Here is a 15,819-nt window from a genome sequence, read left to right on the forward strand (position 1 = left end):
GCGCGGGGCAGGTCAGGCGGAGCGGGCCACCCGCGCCAGGACGCCGTGCACGAACGCGCCGGAGTCGTCGGTCGAGAACTCCTTCGCGAGCTCAACGGCCTCATCGATCGCCACGGCCGTCGGCACCTCGTCGTTGTAGAGGACCTCCCACACGGCGATGCGGAGCAGCGCGCGGTCTACCGCCGGCATCCGCTCGAGCTTCCAGTCGCGGCTGTGGGTCGTGATCTGCTCGTCGATCTCATCGCGCTGGTCGATGATGCCGTCGACGATCTCGCGCGCATAGAGCCAGGAGGCCTCGCGGGCCGGCTCGCTCGCCGCGCGCTTCGCCTCGGCGGCCAGGGTCACCGCGAGGTCGTCCCCGCGCACATCGGCGGAGAACAGGATGTCGAGAGCGCGCTTGCGCGCCTTCGTCCGGGCGCTCACGCCTTACTTCTCGCGGCCGAGGTAGTCACCCGTACGGGTGTCGACCTTGACCTTGGTGCCGGTCTCGACGAACAGCGGCACCTGGATCTCGTAGCCGGTCTCGAGCGTGGCGGGCTTGGTGCCGGCCGACGAGCGGTCGCCCTGCAGGCCAGGCTCGGTGTAGGTGATCTCGAGGATCACGGACGCCGGAAGGTCGATGTACAGCGGGTTGCCGTTGTTCAGGGCGATCGTCACGGCCTGGTTCTCGAGCAGGAAGTTCTTCGCGTCGCCGACCGTCGCCGCGCCGACCGTGATCTGGTCGAAGTCGGTCTGGTCCATGAAGACGTAGCCATCACCATCGGTGTACAGGTACGTGTAGTCGCGGCGGTCGACGTTCTCGATCTCGATCTTCGCGCCCGCGTTGTACGTACGGTCGACGACCTTGCCGGACACGACGTTCTTCAGCTTGGTACGCACGAACGCGCCACCCTTGCCGGGCTTGACGTGCTGGAACTCGATGACGCTCCAGAGCTGCCCGTCGATGCTGAGGACGACGCCGTTCTTGATGTCTGCGGTAGATGCCATGCGCTGCGAGTTCCGTTCGTGTGTCTGCGGGTTCGGACGAGGCCGACAGTCGAGTCTAAGGGATGACCGGCATGCCCCCCGCACTCTGCCTGCCGTACGGTCCATCGCGCGAGTGAAGGCCGACGGCGAATCGGCCCGTCGCACCCGAACATACGCCCGCAGCCCATGCTCGCGCACCCCCGTTGACGTGCACGCGTGCGACGCTCATCCTGGAGGCGAAAGGAGGGCCGCTCATGTCCGGAAGAGCAGCGCGCAGACGGAGCGGACGTCCGGACGTCGGGTGGGATCCGACGCTGGTGGCCAGTCAGCCGGCGCTGCGGACATCCTCCGGAACCCTCTGGCTCGTCGTCGCAGCGCTGTTCGCCGTCATGAGTCTCGTACCCCTGGTGGCCATCGCAGTCGACGGCGGCCCCGCGGAATCCATCGCCATCGTGACCGCGACGCTCGTGGTCGGGCTTCTGCTCGCGATGCTGGTGATCCGGTGGACGGTGCGTGAGGGACCACCCCGATTGCGTGCGCTGGCAGGCTGCTTCCTGACCATGGCGCTGATCGCGCTCGTCGGAATGGTGATCTGCGTGATGATCGTCTGGGCTCCGCTGACGCGCTGAGACCGCGAGTCGATCAGAGGTGCGCGACCAGTTCGCGGACGGCGTCGGCGTATCCGTCGACACCCCGGCCGATGACGCGCACCGCCGCGACATCGTGCAGATAGGAGTGGTGGCGGAACTCCTCGCGAGCGTAGACGTCGGAGATGTGCACCTCGGCGAACGGCAGCGAGACGCCGGTCAGAGCGTCCCGCAGCACCACGGACGTGTGCGTGAGTCCGCCGGGGTTGATCACGATGGCCGCGCAGTCCTCCCGCGCGGCATGGATGGCGTCGATCAGGACGCCCTCGTGGTTGCTCTGCACCGCGCGCACCTCGAAGTCGAACTCCGAGGCGGCAGCGGCGGTGATCCGCTCCACGTCGGTGAGCGTTGCCGTGCCGTAGACCTCGGGTTCGCGCGTGCCCAGCAGATTCAGGTTCGGTCCGTTGACCAGGAGGATGCGGCGGCTCACGCGCCCACCTCCTGGTAGGCGGCGAACATCAGCGACTCGTCGGGGGCCTGCAGCACAGTCGGCTTCGCGATGTCGTCGAGCAGGATGAAGCGAAGCATGCCGCCGCGGCTCTTCTTGTCGCGCTGCATCGTGGCGAGCAATTGCGGCCACGCTCCGGCGCGGTACGACGTCGGAAGCCCCAGCGACTCGAGGATGGTGCGGTGGCGTTCGGCCGCGGCATCGGAGAGTCGTCCCGCGAGTCGGGAGAGTTCCGCGGCGTACAGCATGCCCACCGAGATCGCCGCGCCATGCCGCCAGCGGTACCGCTCGGCGTGTTCGATCGCGTGCCCGAGCGTGTGGCCGTAGTTGAGGATCTCACGCAAACCTGCCTCACGGAAGTCGTCCGAGACGACCTTCGCCTTCATGTCGATCGCGAGTTCGATCGTTCGACGGAACTCCTCGGTCGTCGTGTCGACGGCACGCGCGGGGTCGGCTTCGACGATGTCGAGGATCTCCGGAGACCAGATGAATCCCGCCTTGACCACCTCGGCGTATCCCGCCGTCGCTTCGTTCGGGCTCAGGCTGGCGAGTTCGTCGAGGTCGCCGATCACTGCGCTGGGCGCCCAGAACGCGCCCACGAGGTTCTTCCCCTCGGCCGTGTTGACCCCGGTCTTCCCGCCGACCGCGGCATCGACCAGCCCGAGGACGGTGGTCGGCACCTGGACCAGCTGAACACCGCGCAGCCAGGTCGCCGCGACGAACCCGGCGAGATCGGTCACGGCACCGCCGCCGTAGCCCACGACGGCGTCGCTGCGGGTGAAGTCGGCCTGCCCCATCACCTGCCAGCAGAACGCGGCGACCTCGATGCGCTTGCCCTGCTCCGCGTCCGGGATCTCCGCGAGAAGAACGTCGCGGGGCCCTTCCGCCGTCTCGGCGAGCAGCCGGTCGCGCAGCTCGGCCGCGCGCGCTGCGAGCGTCGGCGGGTGCACGACCAGGATCTTGCGCACACCCGGCGCGAGGGCCGCGGAGACCTGGTCGAGGATTCCTCGTCCGATCGTGATGTCGTAGGCGTCATTCCCGGTGACGCTGATGGTCGTCGTGCTCATCGCTGCTCTCTCCTCCATGCCACGATGTCGTCCGCGATCTTCTGCATCGGACGACGTGAGGTGTCGAAGGTCGTCGAGGCGACCTCGGCGTACCACCTCCGGCGCTCCTCGAAGATCTTTGTCCAGCGCTCCACCGGATCCTCCTCACCCGCAAGCAGGGGACGATTGCTGCCGCGGATCCTGGCGGCCACCGCATCAGCGCTCACGGTCAGGAACACGACGGGCTGATCCTTGAGCAGATCACGCGTGTCCGCCTGCGTCACAGCTCCGCCGCCGACAGAGATCACGCCGCCTTCGGACAGGGCCTCGGCCACGGCCGCCCGTTCGAGCTCACGGAAGTGCGGCTCTCCGTGCTCGGCGAAGATGGCGGGGATCGGCCCGTGAGTCGCGACGATGCGCTTGTCGGTGTCGACGAAAGCGACTCCGAGTCGACGCGCGACGCGCCGACCGACACTGGTCTTGCCGGCGGCCATCGGGCCGACCAGCACCAGCGTCAGAGGGTCAGCCTCGCTCGTCATGCGCGATGAGCGCCGCTTCGGACGCGGGCGTCGTGCGCAGCTCGGCCGGGATACCGTCGAGGTACCCGTCGAGGTTGCGCCGGGTCTCGCGGATGCTGTCGCCGCCGAACTTCTCCAGCACGGCGTTCGCGAGCTCGACCGCGACCATCGCCTCGGCGACCACACCCGCAGCGGGGACGGCACACACGTCGGAGCGCTGGTGGTGAGCGGTCGCGTCGTCACCGGTCGCGATGTCGATGGTGCGCAGCGCGTGCGGCACCGTGGCGATCGGCTTCATCCCCGCGCGAACGCGCAGCACGGTTCCGGTGGACATGCCGCCCTCGGTGCCGCCGGCGCGGTCGGAGCCGCGGGTGATGCCGTCCGCGGTCGCGAAAAGCTCGTCATGCGCCGCGGATCCGCGGCGCCGAGTGGTCTCGAAACCGTCGCCGACCTCGACGCCCTTGATCGCCTGGATGCTCATAAGAGCCTGGGCGAGCCGGGCGTCCAGACGACGGTCCCAGTGCACGTGCGAACCCAGCCCGGGCGGGAGGCCGTATGCCAGCACCTCGACGATGCCGCCGAGCGTGTCGCCGTCCTTCTTCGCATCGTCGACCTCGGCGACCATGAGCGCCGACGTCGCGGCGTCGAAGCAGCGGAGCGGATCGGCATCCAGGGCGTCCACGTCGTCCGGGGTGGGAAGAGCGGACCCCGGAGGAACCTGCACCGGACCGATAGAGAGCGTGTGGCTGACCAGACGGATGCCGAGCTCACCGAGGAAGGAACGGGCGATGGCGCCGAGCGCGACGCGCGCGGCCGTCTCACGCGCGCTCGCACGCTCGAGGATCGGACGCGCCTCGTCGAAGTCGTACTTCTGCATGCCCACGAGGTCGGCGTGCCCCGGACGCGGACGCGTCAGCGGAGCGCTGCGACCGCGGGACTTGTCCGTGAGCTCGACGGGTTCGGGGTTCATGACCTCGATCCACTTCGGCCACTCGGTGTTGCCGATGCGCAGGGCGATCGGGCTTCCCAGGCTCTTGCCGTGCCGGACGCCGCCCGAGATGGTCAACTCGTCCTGCTCGAACTTCATGCGGGAGCCGCGTCCATAGCCGAGCTTGCGGCGGGCGAGATCGGCCTGGATGGCCTCGGAGGAGACAGGGACGCCGGAGGGCAGACCCTCCATGACGGCGATGAGTTCTGGGCCGTGGGATTCGCCGGCCGTGAGCACGCGGAGCATTGCTCCAGTCTCCCACGGGTTCGGACCCCCGCTGCGCCGCGTTTCGTCGTGCGAGCGGGTCAGAGTACCGCGCGCATCGCAGCGACGACCGACTCCTCGTCCGGGAGCTCGATCGCGGGGTCGCCGTGACGGAAGATCCGGATCTGGCGCACGGCCTGGTGCAGCAGCATGCCGAGTCCGGAGATCACGGCCCCGTCGCCCCAGCTCGCCGCGAGAGCCGAGGGCCACGGGGCGTATGCGGCATCGAACAGTGCTCCCCCGCTCTCGGCCAGTCCTGACGAGATGTGGGCAGGGAGCGCGGTCCCACTGGGCAGCGTCGCGATCGTGAGATCGGCGCGCGAGGGCTTCGCGCCGAGCGGCTGCGCCTCCACCGCGACATCGATGTTCGCGCCGAGAGCCACCAGTCCGGCCGCCCGCTCAGGTCGTCGAGCGTGCACGAACACGCGGGTCGCACCCAGCTCCGTCGCCGCCACGAGGGCGGAGGCGGCCGTGGCGCCGGCCCCGAGGATGCGGACCGTCCCCGCCTCGGTCACGCCGGCCTCGGCCAGCGCGTCGACGATCCCGCCGACGTCGGTGTTGAACCCTGCCGTCGCATTTCCGAGCAGCAGCGTGTTGACGGCACCCGTGAGCTCGGCATGAGCGTCCCTGGTCGCCGCGGCGCGGAACGCCGCCTCCTTCAACGGCATGGTCAGCGAGAGACCGCGCCAGGAGTCGTCAAGACCCGCGAGCGCGCCAGCGAACGCGTCGACTGCGACCTGCCGGCGTCCGTACTCCCAGTCCACGCCGAGCACCCCGTAGGCCGCGGCGTGCAGGTCCGGTGACTTGGAGTGCCCGATCGGATCGCCCCAGACCGCGAGGTGCGTGCGTGTCACCGTGTCAGCAACCAGCGTCGGGGTTCGCCCGGCACCACTCGCGCCACTTCTCGATCCCCTGCTCATGCTCGGACATGGTCTCCGAGAACTGCGTCTCACCGGTGTCCAGATTGATCGTGACGAAGTACAGCCAGGGGCCGTCCACCGGGTGCATCGCCGCATCGATGGCAGCATCGCTCGGGCTCGCGATCGGGGTCGCGGGGAGTCCCTCGCGCTTGTACGTGTTCCACTCGTTGTCGCTCTCGAGCGCCTCCTTGGAGCTCGAGACGACACCCTCGTGCAGCGATCCATAGCCGTACTGAGCCGTGGAGTCCATCTGCAACAGCATGTCGATGTCCAGACGGTTCTGGATCACTCTCGACACCTTCGCGAAGTCGTCCAACCTGCCTTCGCGCTGAATGATGGAGGCGATCGTCAGCACGCGCTGCGCGTCTTCGGGTGGCACTCCGGCCTCATCGAGTGCTTGGCGGGTGCGGTCGACCATACGCTGGATGACCTGCGTCGGGGTGACCTCGGGATCGAAGGTGTAGACGGCAGGGAACAGCCAGCCTTCGAGGCTTCGCGCGTCGACTCCGTATTGCGACGGGTCCTTCACCGCGGCCTCGAAGTCGGCGAGCGGAAGACCGAGCGTCTCCGCCATGCCGGGCAGTGACGAGACGATCGTGGCGCCCTCGCCGACCGAGACCGTGTTCTCGAGCTTGTTGGCTTCGTCCTCGAGAGCGGCGAGGGCAGCCTCGGCCGTCATCTTCTCCTGCAGGCGGTAGACCCCGGGGTAGAACGTCGGGTTGAGGCCCTCGTCCACCAGGTAGTCGTAGAACACATCCTCGGTCTTCGTGACGCCCGCTTCATGGAGGGCGACGGAGACCGGGCCGCCGGTGTCGCCGTCCTTGATCGTGACCAGGGCCTCGCCACTCGCCTGCCCGGGTTCCCAATCCTTCGGCTCGCCCCAGCCCATCGCCTCGCTGATCTTGTCACCGTAGGTGTTCGCCACCCAGACGCCGGCCCCAGCGAGCCCGCCGATGATCGCGAGGACGATGATCAGCGCGATCAGACAACCCTTGCGGCGCTTCTTCTTCGGCTTCGCGTCGACGTGGTCGTCATGCGGGGCGAAGAGGTCGTCCAGACCTCCGCCGATCACCGGTTCGGGTGCGGCGGTCAGCGCGGGCGGTGTGACCACGGGGACGGCCCGCGTCGGTGTGTCGGCAGCGTCGGCGGACGCACGCACCGGGATCGGCGACGGCGATTCGCCGCTGGCAGCGACCACCTCGTCGGCGGAGGCGCGGACCGGAACAGGCGATGGCGGAGCGGGGGTACCCGGTGCGTCCGTCCCGGGAGCGGCGGCGCCATCCCCGGATGCGGCCTCACGCGCCGCACGACGCGAACCGGGTGCGGGCGCGCTGTTGTCGACCGTGGGAATCTGCGTGGTCGGCTCGGGAAGGTTCTCGAACAGTTCCCCCAGGCGGGAGTCGGCGTCGTGCCGCGGCGTTGCGCTGTCGCGTTCGGACATCGTCAGGCGTGCTCCTCGTCGGGCGAGATGGCGGCACCGGCCGGGTTTCCGGTGCTCTTCTCCATGTCGATCGCCTGCTGCAGAAGCACCACGGCGGCGACCTGATCCACAATGCTACGAGACTTCTTCTGAGATCTCCCGGAACTGCGCAGGGCGGCGTGCGCGGAAACGGTGCTCAGTCGCTCGTCCACGAGCCGCACGACGATGCCGCTGCGCTGCTGGAGAGCGGCTGCGAACTCTCGTGCATCGGTGGTCGACGGCGTGTCCGCGCCCTGCATGTTCACCGGCAGTCCGACCACGAACTCCAGGGGCTGGTACTCCCCCGCCAGCTGGACGAGGCGATCGATCGACGCTTCATCACGAGCCACCGTCTCGACCGGCACGGCGAGCATGCCGTCGGGGTCGCAGCGGGCGACGCCGACCCTCGCCCGACCCACGTCGATGCCGAGCCGCACACCGCGGCGGAAGCCGCTCACGCGACGTGCAGCTCCTGTGAGATGGCGTCGAGCGCCGCGGGTAGAGCCGCCGCGTCCGCGCCGCCGCCCTGCGCGACGTCATCGCGGCCGCCGCCACCGCCACCGAGCACGCCTGCGGCGCGCTTCGCGAGCGCTCCCGCCTTCGCGCCGGCGGACCGAGCGGCGTCGTTCGTCGCGACGACCACGACCGGGCGGCCGTTGACGACCGCACCGAGGGCGACGACAGCGGCATCGGAGCCGAGACGATCGCGAACTCCGTTGACGAGGTCGCGCACGTCATCCGCGGAAGCGACGTCGCCGAGGTTCTGCGCAGCCAGTCGGAAGGATCCGACGCGTTTCGCCGCCTCGACGATGGCCGGGATCTGCCCCGCCCGTTCCTTGGATTCGAACTGTGCGATGCGCTTCTCCGCGGCCTTCAGGCTCGCGGTGAGATCGGCGATGCGCTCGGGCAACTGCTCACGGGGCGTCTTCAGCGAACTGGTGAGCTGAGAGACGATGGCCCGCTCGGCAGCGAGCTCGCGGAAGGCATCAGCGCCGACGAGGGCCTCGATGCGACGGTTGGACGCGCCGACGGACGATTCTCCGACCAGGCTGACCAGACCGATCTCGGCACTCGTTCCCACGTGCGTTCCGGCGCACAGCTCGCGCGACCAGGGACCGCCGATGTCGACCATGCGCACGACGTCGCCGTACTTCTCCCCGAACAGCGCCATGGCGCCGGCTTCCTTCGCCTCGTCCAGGGAGACGATGCGCGTGGTCACCTCGAGGGCGTCCTGTACCGCGCGGTTGGTGATCTCCTCGATCTCACTTCGGGTGTCGGCGGAGAGCGCCTGCGACCACGAGAAGTCGAATCGCATGTATCCGGCGCGGTTCAAGGACCCCGCCTGCGTGGCGGTCGGTCCGAGCGTGTCGCGGAGAGCGGCGTGCACGAGGTGCGTGGCCGAGTGCGCCTGCCGTGCCGCGCGACGGTTGGCGGCGTCGACGACGCTCGTCGCGACGTCGTCGACCGCGACACTTCCACGGGCGACCTCGACGGTGTGGCTGATGAGCCCGGGAACGGGCTTCTGCACGTCGAGGACCTCGAGCTCGTAGCCCGGGCCGACGATCGTGCCCTTGTCGGCGACCTGACCGCCGGATTCCGCATACAGCGTGGTCTCGCTGAGCACGACCTCGGCGATCTGCCCCTCGGCGGCGCTGCGCACCGGCACCCCGTCGACGAGGAGCCCGATCACACGGGACTCGACCTCGAGGGCCGTGTACCCGTCGAAACCGGTCTCGCCCAGGGCGCGCAGGTCACGGTAGACCGAGACGTCAGCGAGCTGACGCTTGCGATTGCGGGCGTCGTCCTTGGCGCGCTGACGCTGCTCCTGCATGAGCGTGTCGAACGCTGTGCGGTCGACCTCGAGCCCCGCTTCTTCGGCGACCTCGAGCGTGAGGTCGATCGGGAAGCCGTAGGTGTCGTGCAGCAGGAACGCCTCGGGGCCGCTGAGGGTCTTTCCGCCGCCCTTCTTCGTCTCGTCCAGCGCGAGGTCGAGGATCGTCGAGCCGGCGACGAGGGTGCGGCGAAAGGTCTCCTCTTCAGCGAATGCAGATGCCGAGAGAACGGACCAGTCCTTCTCGAGCTCGGGATACGTGGTCTTCATGACGTCGCGCGATGCGGCGAACAGCTCGGGGAACACCGGCTCGTCGACGCCGAGCAGACGCATCGAGCGGACCGTGCGGCGCATGAGGCGGCGGAGGATGTACCCGCGACCCTCATTGGACGGACGCACCCCGTCGGAGAGCAGCATGAGCGAGGAGCGCACGTGGTCGGCGACGACGCGGAAGCGCACGTCATCCTCGTGCTGCACGCCGTAGGGGCGCCCGGAGAGGTCGACGGCGCGGTCGAGGACCGGACGCACCTGGTCCGACTCGTACATGTTCTCGACGCCCTGCTTGAGGAACGCGACACGCTCGAGGCCCATGCCGGTGTCGATGTTCTTCATCGGCAACTCGCCGACGATGTCGAACTCGGTCTTGCCACGGATGTTCTCGATGAAGTCCTGCATGAACACGAGGTTCCAGATCTCCAGGAACCTCGAGTCGTCGACCGCGGGTCCGCCGTCCTTGCCGTAGGCCGGGCCTCGGTCGAAGAAGATCTCGGAGTCGGGCCCGCCAGGACCGGGCTGTCCGGTGTTCCAGTAGTTGTCCGCACGCCCCAGCCGCTGGATGCGCTCGGGCTTCAGTCCGATGATGTCGCGCCAGATGGCCTCGGCTTCGTCGTCGGTCTCGTAGACGGTGACCCAGAGGTCCTTCTCGTCGAAGCCGAGCCCGCCGTCGGACTCGGCGCTGGTCAGCAGCTCCCAGGCGTAGCGGATCGCGCCTTCCTTGAAGTAGTCGCCGAACGACCAGTTTCCCAGCATCTGGAAGAACGTGCCGTGACGCGCGGTACGACCGACCTCTTCGATGTCGTTGGTGCGGATGCACTTCTGCACGTCCGCGATGCGCGGGTGAGGCGCAGGAACGACGCCCGTCAGGTACGGGATCATCGGCACCATGCCGGCGACCGTGAACAGGAGCGACGGGTCGTCGCTGACCAGGGAGGCCGAGGGGACGATGAGGTGGTCGTTCTTCTCGAAGAAGTCGAGGTAACGCTGCGCGATCTCCGCAGTTTTCATAGAGTGCCGGGTGTCCTTGCGTGAAGATGCCGCGCCGTGGCGCTGCTGCGGTGGTTCAGTTCTTGCCCGGCTCCGTGAGCCGTGCCTCCTGCTCGCGGTAGGCGTCGCCGATGATCGCTGTGAAGCCGTTGATCCGGGCGTCGACCTCGGCGAGGATGTCGTGACCGCGCGGGTCCTTGTTCATGAAGTGAGCCGCGACGAAGCCGCCGATCACACCGATCAGGAACCACTGCAAGCTCTTCATGTCGTCATCCTTGCCCTTGACCCGCGAAGGCGCGGTGTCACCATCGTATGCCGAAACGACAAGAGGCGTCGGGTAACCCCGACGCCTCTTGCGTTGATGCTCTCAGAGAGCAGCGTGAGCGATGCTCAGCGAGCCGCGTAGTACTCGACGACGAGCTGCACTTCGCAGGTCACGGGGACCTCGGCGCGCTTCGGACGACGAACCAGACGCGACTGGAGCTTGTCGAGCTCGACCTCGAGGTAGCCGGGAACGGGGGGCAGGACCTCGGCGTGACCGCCGGCTGCTGCCACCTGGAAGGGCTCGGTGCCCTCGCTCTTGGGCTTGACGTGGATGAGCTGACCCGGCTTCACGCGGAACGACGGGCGGTCGACGAGCTGGCCGTCGACGAGGATGTGACGGTGCACGACGAGCTGGCGAGCCTGTGCGGTGGTGCGGGCGAAGCCCGAACGCACCACGAGCGCGTCGAGACGCATCTCGAGGAGCTCGACCAGGTTCTCACCGGTCAGACCGTCGTGACGACGGGCCTCGTTGAAGGTGTTGCGCATCTGCTTCTCGCGGATGCCGTACTGCTCGCGCAGACGCTGCTTCTCACGCAGGCGGACGGCGTAGTCGCTGTCTGCCTTGCGCTTGGTGCGGCCGTGCTCACCCGGAGCGTAGGGACGCTTCTCGAGGTAGCGGGCGGCCTTCGGGGTGAGCGGGATGCCGAGGGCACGGCTCAGACGCACCTTGCGGCGGTCCTGGGACTTCGTGGTCACGAAGTTGTCCTTCCGATGACGTGGTCGCGACTTTCACGACTCACGGACGTATCGTCCGCGTTCTGCCTTGGAGCGCACGCCGGGGCGCCAGCAAGGTGTGGTGTGAACGAGGAGATGCCCGAAAACACGGTTTCGAGCCGCTCAAGTCTAACAGATCGCAGCCCCGCGCCAGATTGCGTGGGTCACCGGTCGCCGAGGATGCGGCGGATGCGCTCCAGACGCGAACCGATGTCGCGTTCTGCCCCCAGGTTCTTCGGCTCGTAGTAGCGCTTGCCGTCGAGCTCGTCCGGTAGATATTGCTGCGGCACGACGCCGTACTCGCTGTCGTGGGAGTAGACGTAACCGCGGCCGTGCCCGAGGCGTTTGGCTCCCGGATAGTGGGCATCGCGCAGATGCAGCGGCACACGTCCGAAGCCGCCGGAGCGGATGTCGGCGATCGCGGCGTCGATTCCCACGTAGGCGGCGTTGGATTTCGCGGTGGTCGCGAGATAGACGGTCGCCTCGGCGAGCGGGATGCGCCCCTCGGGCATGCCGATGAACGCGACGGCATCGGCGGCGGCGACCGCGATGACGAGGGCCTGAGGATCGGCGAGACCGACGTCTTCCGACGCGGAGATCACCAGGCGTCGCGCGATGAACCGGGGATCCTCCCCCGCCTCGATCATTCGCGCGAGGTAGTGCAGCGCGGCATCGGGGTCGGAGCCCCGGATCGACTTGATGAACGCACTGATGACGTCGTAGTGCTCGTCGCCCTGACGGTCGTAGCGCAGCAGCGCCTTGTCGACCGCCTGGGCGACGTCGTCAGCCGAGACCTCCGGCACCGTCGCCGTCTCGTCTGAGACGTCTTCCGCGGCCTGGTCCTGCTGATCCACCGCAGCGGATGCGTGCGAGAGGGCGACGGCAGCGCCGGCCTCGAGACCGGTGAGCGCGCGTCTGGCGTCTCCGGAAGCGAGGCGGATCAGCGCGGCCCGCGCCTCGGCGCTCAGGGCGACGGCGCCGTTCAGCCCCCGCGCATCGACGACGGCACGATCCACGAGCACGCCGATGTCGTCGTCTGTGAGCGGCTGCAGCGTGAGCAGCAGCGAACGCGACAGCAGCGGAGAGATCACGGAGAACGACGGGTTCTCCGTGGTCGCGGCGATCAGGATCACCCACCCGTTCTCGACGCCGGGCAGCAGAGCGTCCTGCTGAGCCTTCGTGAACCGGTGGATCTCGTCGAGGAACAGGATCGTCGTCTGACCGTAGAGGTCGCGCTGCGTGATCGCCTCCTGCATCACCTCGCGCACGTCCTTGACACCCGCCGTGATGGCGGACAGCTCGACGAAGCGCCGACCCGACGAGCGGGCGATCGCCTGCGCGAGGGTGGTCTTCCCGGTGCCCGGCGGACCCCACAGGATGATCGACACCGCACCCGGCGACGCCGCATCCGGATCGGCGAGGGCGACGATAGGAGACCCTGCACGCAGCAGATGCCGCTGACCCGCGACCTCATCGAGCGAGGTCGGGCGCATGCGCACGGCGAGAGGCGTCTGCCCGGAGAGCAGCGCGGCAGGGGAAGTCATCCCTCCAGGCTACCGGCGGCCCCTGACACTTCGGGCGGGCGCGCTCGCCCCGGTAGGCTCTCAGCGACGCCGCGCACCGGTGTCGGAACAGGAGATCCAGGCATGGCCGCACGCGGTTCCAAGAACGCTCAGTCACGCACCGCCGCGGAGCGCGCGCGACTGCACACCGCGCGCACCCAGTGGCACGAGGGGCAGATCCGCCGCCGCGTCCGCGACAACACGATCGCCGCGATCGTCGGCAGCCTCATCGTCGTCGCCGCGATCGGCAGCCAGGTCGTGCACGCGCAGGTGACGGCACCGGAACCGACACCGACCGTCGAGCCGACGACCGCACCGACGACGGCTCCGACCGACGCACCGTCGGAGACTCCGGCACCGGCCCCCTCGGAGACCCCGGCCGAGTAGCACCCGGGCCGGCGAAAACCGCTAACCGCGACTCGGCAGCACGTACGACGACGGATCCGCTTCGAGGCGGGCGCCGACGAGAGTGTGCAGCGCCGGGTAGGCAGAGGCGTCGCCGACCAGGATTCCCCCGAGCAGCGTGTGAGCGTCTCCCGCCAGCACCAGCTTCCGATAGACCCCGGCGACGGGATCCGCGTAGAGCACGTCGACCGCGTCCGGCGTCCGAGCGAGCGCATCCCCGAAGCTCGCGACATCGACGCCGGCCAGTGTGATCGCGGCGGATTCGTCGAATCCGGAGAAACTCGCTTCCTGGCCGAGGACGCGCCCCACCGCGACGTCGGCCATGTCGCGGGCCGGAGCGACGAGACCGAAGCGACGTCCGTCGAGGCTGGCGACCTCGCCGATGGCCAGCACTGACGGATCCGAGGTCTGACAGGTGTCGTCGATGATGACGCCTCCGTAGGGATGAACCGCGATCCCGGCGTTGCGGGCGAGCTCGTCGCGCGCCCGCAGCCCGACGGTGAACACGACCACGTCCACGCGCTGGAAGGAGCCGTCCTGGAATTCGATCGCCGTGACGACGCCGGATTCGTCCGGGTCGAGCCGCGTCACGCGCGTCCCGGTGCGCACCGCGATCCCCCGCGCCTGCAGATGACGCTTCACGATGCTTCCCGCGGTGCCGTCGAGCTGCGTCTCCATCAGCCGATCGGCATACTGCACCACCGTGGCGTCGACCCCGATCGCCTGCAGCGCACCGGCAGCCTCGAGTCCGATGGGGCCTCCGCCGACGACCACCCCGCGCAGATCCCTCTCCAGCTCCGACGCGCGTGCACCCACGAAGCCCCGCAGCGTCTCCGCATCCTCGACGGTGCGATACGAGAAACACCCGGGAAGTCCCGCACCCTCCACCGCTACCCGGCCCGCGGCCGCGCCGGTGGCGAGCACCAGGACGTCGTAGTGATGCAGGTGACGCGACCGGGTCCGCACCGTCTGCGCCCGGCGGTCGATGTGCAGCACACGGTCGTCCAGGATCAACTCGATCCGGGCGTCCTCGAACGCCGCGAACGGCAGCGGGAGATCGTCGGCCGAGCCACCGAGGAACAGCTCCCGTAGGCGCGTGCGGTCGTACGGTCGGCGACCTTCATCGCCGATCACCGTGACGCGCACGTCATCGCCCGCCCGCTGCACGAGCTGTTCGACGAATCGCTGCGCCGCCATCCCCGCACCGACGACGACGATCTCGGTGACGAGTGGATGATTCATCGGTACAGCTCCTGTCGGCGGCGATCGTGCCGTACCCGTGACGCTATTCGGCCCGTGTTTCCCGGATGTCATGCGACGTGTTTCGCGCCGCGAACGATCGCATCACGGATGGATAACGACAGTCATCTCACACGGCGATGAACGGGAAGTGAGGGATTCGCTCCACAGTCGTAACTTCCGGTGCTGCCCCCGGAAACGCGGCTCGCGCATGCTCGAGTCAGTCGAGCATCCGTGCTCCCGTCCCCCGTGGAGGTCCTGTGTCCTACATCAAGCCCGCCGAGCTCGCCACGCGCATGGTCGATGCCGGCGCGTACAAACTGCAGCTGTCCACCCGCGACACCCTGATCCGCGCCTTCATGGGCGCGGCACTGCTCACGATCGCCGCCGCCTTCGCTGTCACGGTCTCGACCCAGACCGGACAGCCGCTCCTGGGCGCCGTTCTCTTCCCGGTCGGCTTCGTGATGCTCTATCTGCTGGGGTACGACCTGCTCACCGGCGTCTTCACGCTCGGACCGCTCGCCGTGCTCGATCGTCGTCCCGGTGCCACGTTCGGTGCGCTGATGCGCAACTGGGGACTCGTGTTCCTCGGCAACTTCGGCGGCGCATTCCTGGTGGCGATCCTGATGGCCATCTACTTCACCTACGGCTTCTCGACCGCTCCCAGCGCCGTGGGCGAGGCGATCAGCGAGATCGGCCATGGGCGCACAGTCGGATACGCGGACCAAGGTGCCGCCGGCATGCTGACGCTCTTCATCCGCGGCGTGCTGTGCAACTGGATGGTCTCCACCGGTGTGGTCCTCGCGATGGTGTCGGACAGCACCATCGGCAAGATCGTCGCGATGTGGCTGCCGATCATGCTCTTCTTCTACATGGGCTTCGAGCACTCGATCGTGAACATGTTCCTGTTCCCCTCCGGCCTTCTGATGGGCGCCGACTTCACCGTCTGGGACTACCTCGTCTGGAACGAGATCCCGACGGTCGTGGGCAACCTCGTCGGCGGCTTGCTCTTCGTCGGTCTGCCGATCTACTACACGCACGGCCGCCCGAAGGTTCGGGCCGCCCGCGAGGCGCGTCGAACCGAGCGCCGGTCGCGCGTGGCGATCGTCGCGACGACCGCAGCGGAGGAGTCGGCGCAGGGCATCGACACCACCGCGGCGGAGAGAGAGCCGTCGCGGGTCTGACCGACCACGCACGGAAAGGGGCGGATGTTTCGGCATCCGCC

Annotated in this window: 17 protein-coding genes; 3 read left to right on the forward strand and 14 right to left on the reverse strand. The window is 68.5% G+C overall.

The annotated features are described in order from the left end of the window. Positions 1-12: 12 nt before the first annotated feature. Positions 13-423 (reverse strand): transcription antitermination factor NusB, encoded by a 411-nt coding sequence (nusB, locus tag ACFC14_RS14800; protein WP_136043954.1) that lies wholly within the window; start codon positions 421-423, stop codon positions 13-15. A gap of 3 nt (positions 424-426) precedes the next feature. After that, a complete protein-coding gene (efp, locus tag ACFC14_RS14805) occupies positions 427-987 on the reverse strand; it encodes an elongation factor P (protein ID WP_029263344.1) in 561 nt (186 codons plus the stop codon). Between the two features lie 233 nt (positions 988-1,220). On the opposite strand from efp, the gene ACFC14_RS14810 reads away from it, so the two are divergent. Further along, a complete protein-coding gene (locus ACFC14_RS14810) occupies positions 1,221-1,595 on the forward strand; it encodes a hypothetical protein (protein WP_376105980.1) in 375 nt (124 codons plus the stop codon). Positions 1,596-1,608: 13 nt separating this feature from the next. Here the strand turns inward: ACFC14_RS14810 and aroQ are convergent, their stop codons facing one another. The 11 genes from aroQ to ACFC14_RS14865 all read right to left on the reverse strand — a co-directional run bounded on the left by aroQ (position 1,609) and on the right by ACFC14_RS14865 (position 12,932). Next, positions 1,609-2,043 carry a type II 3-dehydroquinate dehydratase gene (gene aroQ / locus ACFC14_RS14815; RefSeq protein ID WP_376105983.1) on the reverse strand — a complete coding sequence of 145 codons (435 nt, stop codon included), beginning with the start codon at positions 2,041-2,043 and terminating at the stop codon, positions 1,609-1,611. Next, entirely contained in the window at positions 2,040-3,128 is a 1,089-nt protein-coding gene (gene aroB, locus ACFC14_RS14820) for a 3-dehydroquinate synthase (protein WP_376105986.1), read from the reverse strand. Before aroB ends, aroQ begins: the two co-directional genes overlap by 4 nt. Continuing rightward, positions 3,125-3,646, reverse strand: coding sequence for a shikimate kinase (locus ACFC14_RS14825; protein WP_376105989.1), 522 nt, complete (start codon positions 3,644-3,646; stop codon positions 3,125-3,127). The genes aroB and ACFC14_RS14825 overlap by 4 nt, the downstream gene beginning before the upstream one ends. After that, a complete protein-coding gene (aroC, locus tag ACFC14_RS14830; protein ID WP_376105992.1) occupies positions 3,630-4,859 on the reverse strand; it encodes a chorismate synthase in 1,230 nt (409 codons plus the stop codon). The genes ACFC14_RS14825 and aroC overlap by 17 nt, the downstream gene beginning before the upstream one ends. Positions 4,860-4,918: 59 nt before the next feature. Further along, positions 4,919-5,731 carry a shikimate dehydrogenase family protein gene (locus tag ACFC14_RS14835; protein ID WP_376105994.1) on the reverse strand — a complete coding sequence of 271 codons (813 nt, stop codon included), beginning with the start codon at positions 5,729-5,731 and terminating at the stop codon, positions 4,919-4,921. A gap of 4 nt (positions 5,732-5,735) precedes the next feature. Then, positions 5,736-7,238, reverse strand: coding sequence for an endolytic transglycosylase MltG (gene mltG / locus ACFC14_RS14840; RefSeq protein WP_376105997.1), 1,503 nt, complete (start codon positions 7,236-7,238; stop codon positions 5,736-5,738). Positions 7,239-7,240: 2 nt separating this feature from the next. Further along, positions 7,241-7,714 (reverse strand): Holliday junction resolvase RuvX, encoded by a 474-nt coding sequence (gene ruvX / locus ACFC14_RS14845; RefSeq protein ID WP_376106000.1) that lies wholly within the window; start codon positions 7,712-7,714, stop codon positions 7,241-7,243. After that, positions 7,711-10,371 carry an alanine--tRNA ligase gene (gene alaS / locus ACFC14_RS14850; protein WP_376106003.1) on the reverse strand — a complete coding sequence of 887 codons (2,661 nt, stop codon included), beginning with the start codon at positions 10,369-10,371 and terminating at the stop codon, positions 7,711-7,713. The genes ruvX and alaS overlap by 4 nt, the downstream gene beginning before the upstream one ends. 55 nt (positions 10,372-10,426) lie before the next feature. Continuing rightward, positions 10,427-10,615 carry a hypothetical protein gene (locus tag ACFC14_RS14855; RefSeq protein ID WP_105721276.1) on the reverse strand — a complete coding sequence of 63 codons (189 nt, stop codon included), beginning with the start codon at positions 10,613-10,615 and terminating at the stop codon, positions 10,427-10,429. Positions 10,616-10,740: 125 nt separating this feature from the next. Next, positions 10,741-11,370: a 30S ribosomal protein S4 gene (gene rpsD, locus ACFC14_RS14860; RefSeq protein WP_029263334.1), complete on the reverse strand. Its 630-nt coding sequence runs from the start codon at positions 11,368-11,370 to the stop codon at positions 10,741-10,743. A 182-nt stretch (positions 11,371-11,552) separates the two neighbouring features. Then, complete coding sequence (locus ACFC14_RS14865; RefSeq protein WP_376106007.1) at positions 11,553-12,932, reverse strand: replication-associated recombination protein A; 1,380 nt, start codon at positions 12,930-12,932, stop codon at positions 11,553-11,555. Between the two features lie 102 nt (positions 12,933-13,034). Between ACFC14_RS14865 and ACFC14_RS14870 the strand changes: the two genes are divergently transcribed. Beyond that, entirely contained in the window at positions 13,035-13,337 is a 303-nt protein-coding gene (locus ACFC14_RS14870) for a hypothetical protein (protein WP_376106010.1), read from the forward strand. A 21-nt stretch (positions 13,338-13,358) separates the two neighbouring features. Here ACFC14_RS14870 and ACFC14_RS14875 read toward each other — a convergent pair whose 3' ends face one another. Further along, positions 13,359-14,597 (reverse strand): NAD(P)/FAD-dependent oxidoreductase, encoded by a 1,239-nt coding sequence (locus tag ACFC14_RS14875; RefSeq protein ID WP_376106013.1) that lies wholly within the window; start codon positions 14,595-14,597, stop codon positions 13,359-13,361. 257 nt (positions 14,598-14,854) lie between these two features. On the opposite strand from ACFC14_RS14875, the gene ACFC14_RS14880 reads away from it, so the two are divergent. Continuing rightward, positions 14,855-15,778, forward strand: a complete 924-nt coding sequence (locus tag ACFC14_RS14880; RefSeq protein ID WP_376106016.1) for a formate/nitrite transporter family protein — start codon at positions 14,855-14,857, stop codon at positions 15,776-15,778. Positions 15,779-15,819 lie beyond the last annotated feature (41 nt).

The sequence above is a fragment of the Microbacterium sp. NPDC055988 genome, from assembly GCF_042269505.1.
Classification (GTDB): Bacteria; Actinomycetota; Actinomycetes; order Actinomycetales; family Microbacteriaceae; genus Microbacterium.

Bases quoted from the DNA above. Each gene is read 5' to 3' on its own strand.
- aroC (WP_376105992.1), bottom strand. From the start codon at position 4,859: ATGCTCCGCGTGCTCACGGCCGGCGAATCCCACGGCCCAGAACTCATC.
- ACFC14_RS14865 (WP_376106007.1), bottom strand. From the start codon at position 12,932: ATGACTTCCCCTGCCGCGCTGCTCTCCGGGCAGACGCCTCTCGCCGTG.
- aroB (WP_376105986.1), bottom strand. From the start codon at position 3,128: ATGAGCACGACGACCATCAGCGTCACCGGGAATGACGCCTACGACATC.
- ACFC14_RS14855 (WP_105721276.1), bottom strand. From the start codon at position 10,615: ATGAAGAGCTTGCAGTGGTTCCTGATCGGTGTGATCGGCGGCTTCGTC.
- ACFC14_RS14825 (WP_376105989.1), bottom strand. From the start codon at position 3,646: ATGACGAGCGAGGCTGACCCTCTGACGCTGGTGCTGGTCGGCCCGATG.
- mltG (WP_376105997.1), bottom strand. From the start codon at position 7,238: ATGTCCGAACGCGACAGCGCAACGCCGCGGCACGACGCCGACTCCCGC.
- ACFC14_RS14870 (WP_376106010.1), top strand. From the start codon at position 13,035: ATGGCCGCACGCGGTTCCAAGAACGCTCAGTCACGCACCGCCGCGGAG.
- ACFC14_RS14810 (WP_376105980.1), top strand. From the start codon at position 1,221: ATGTCCGGAAGAGCAGCGCGCAGACGGAGCGGACGTCCGGACGTCGGG.
- efp (WP_029263344.1), bottom strand. From the start codon at position 987: ATGGCATCTACCGCAGACATCAAGAACGGCGTCGTCCTCAGCATCGAC.
- ACFC14_RS14875 (WP_376106013.1), bottom strand. From the start codon at position 14,597: ATGAATCATCCACTCGTCACCGAGATCGTCGTCGTCGGTGCGGGGATG.
- alaS (WP_376106003.1), bottom strand. From the start codon at position 10,371: ATGAAAACTGCGGAGATCGCGCAGCGTTACCTCGACTTCTTCGAGAAG.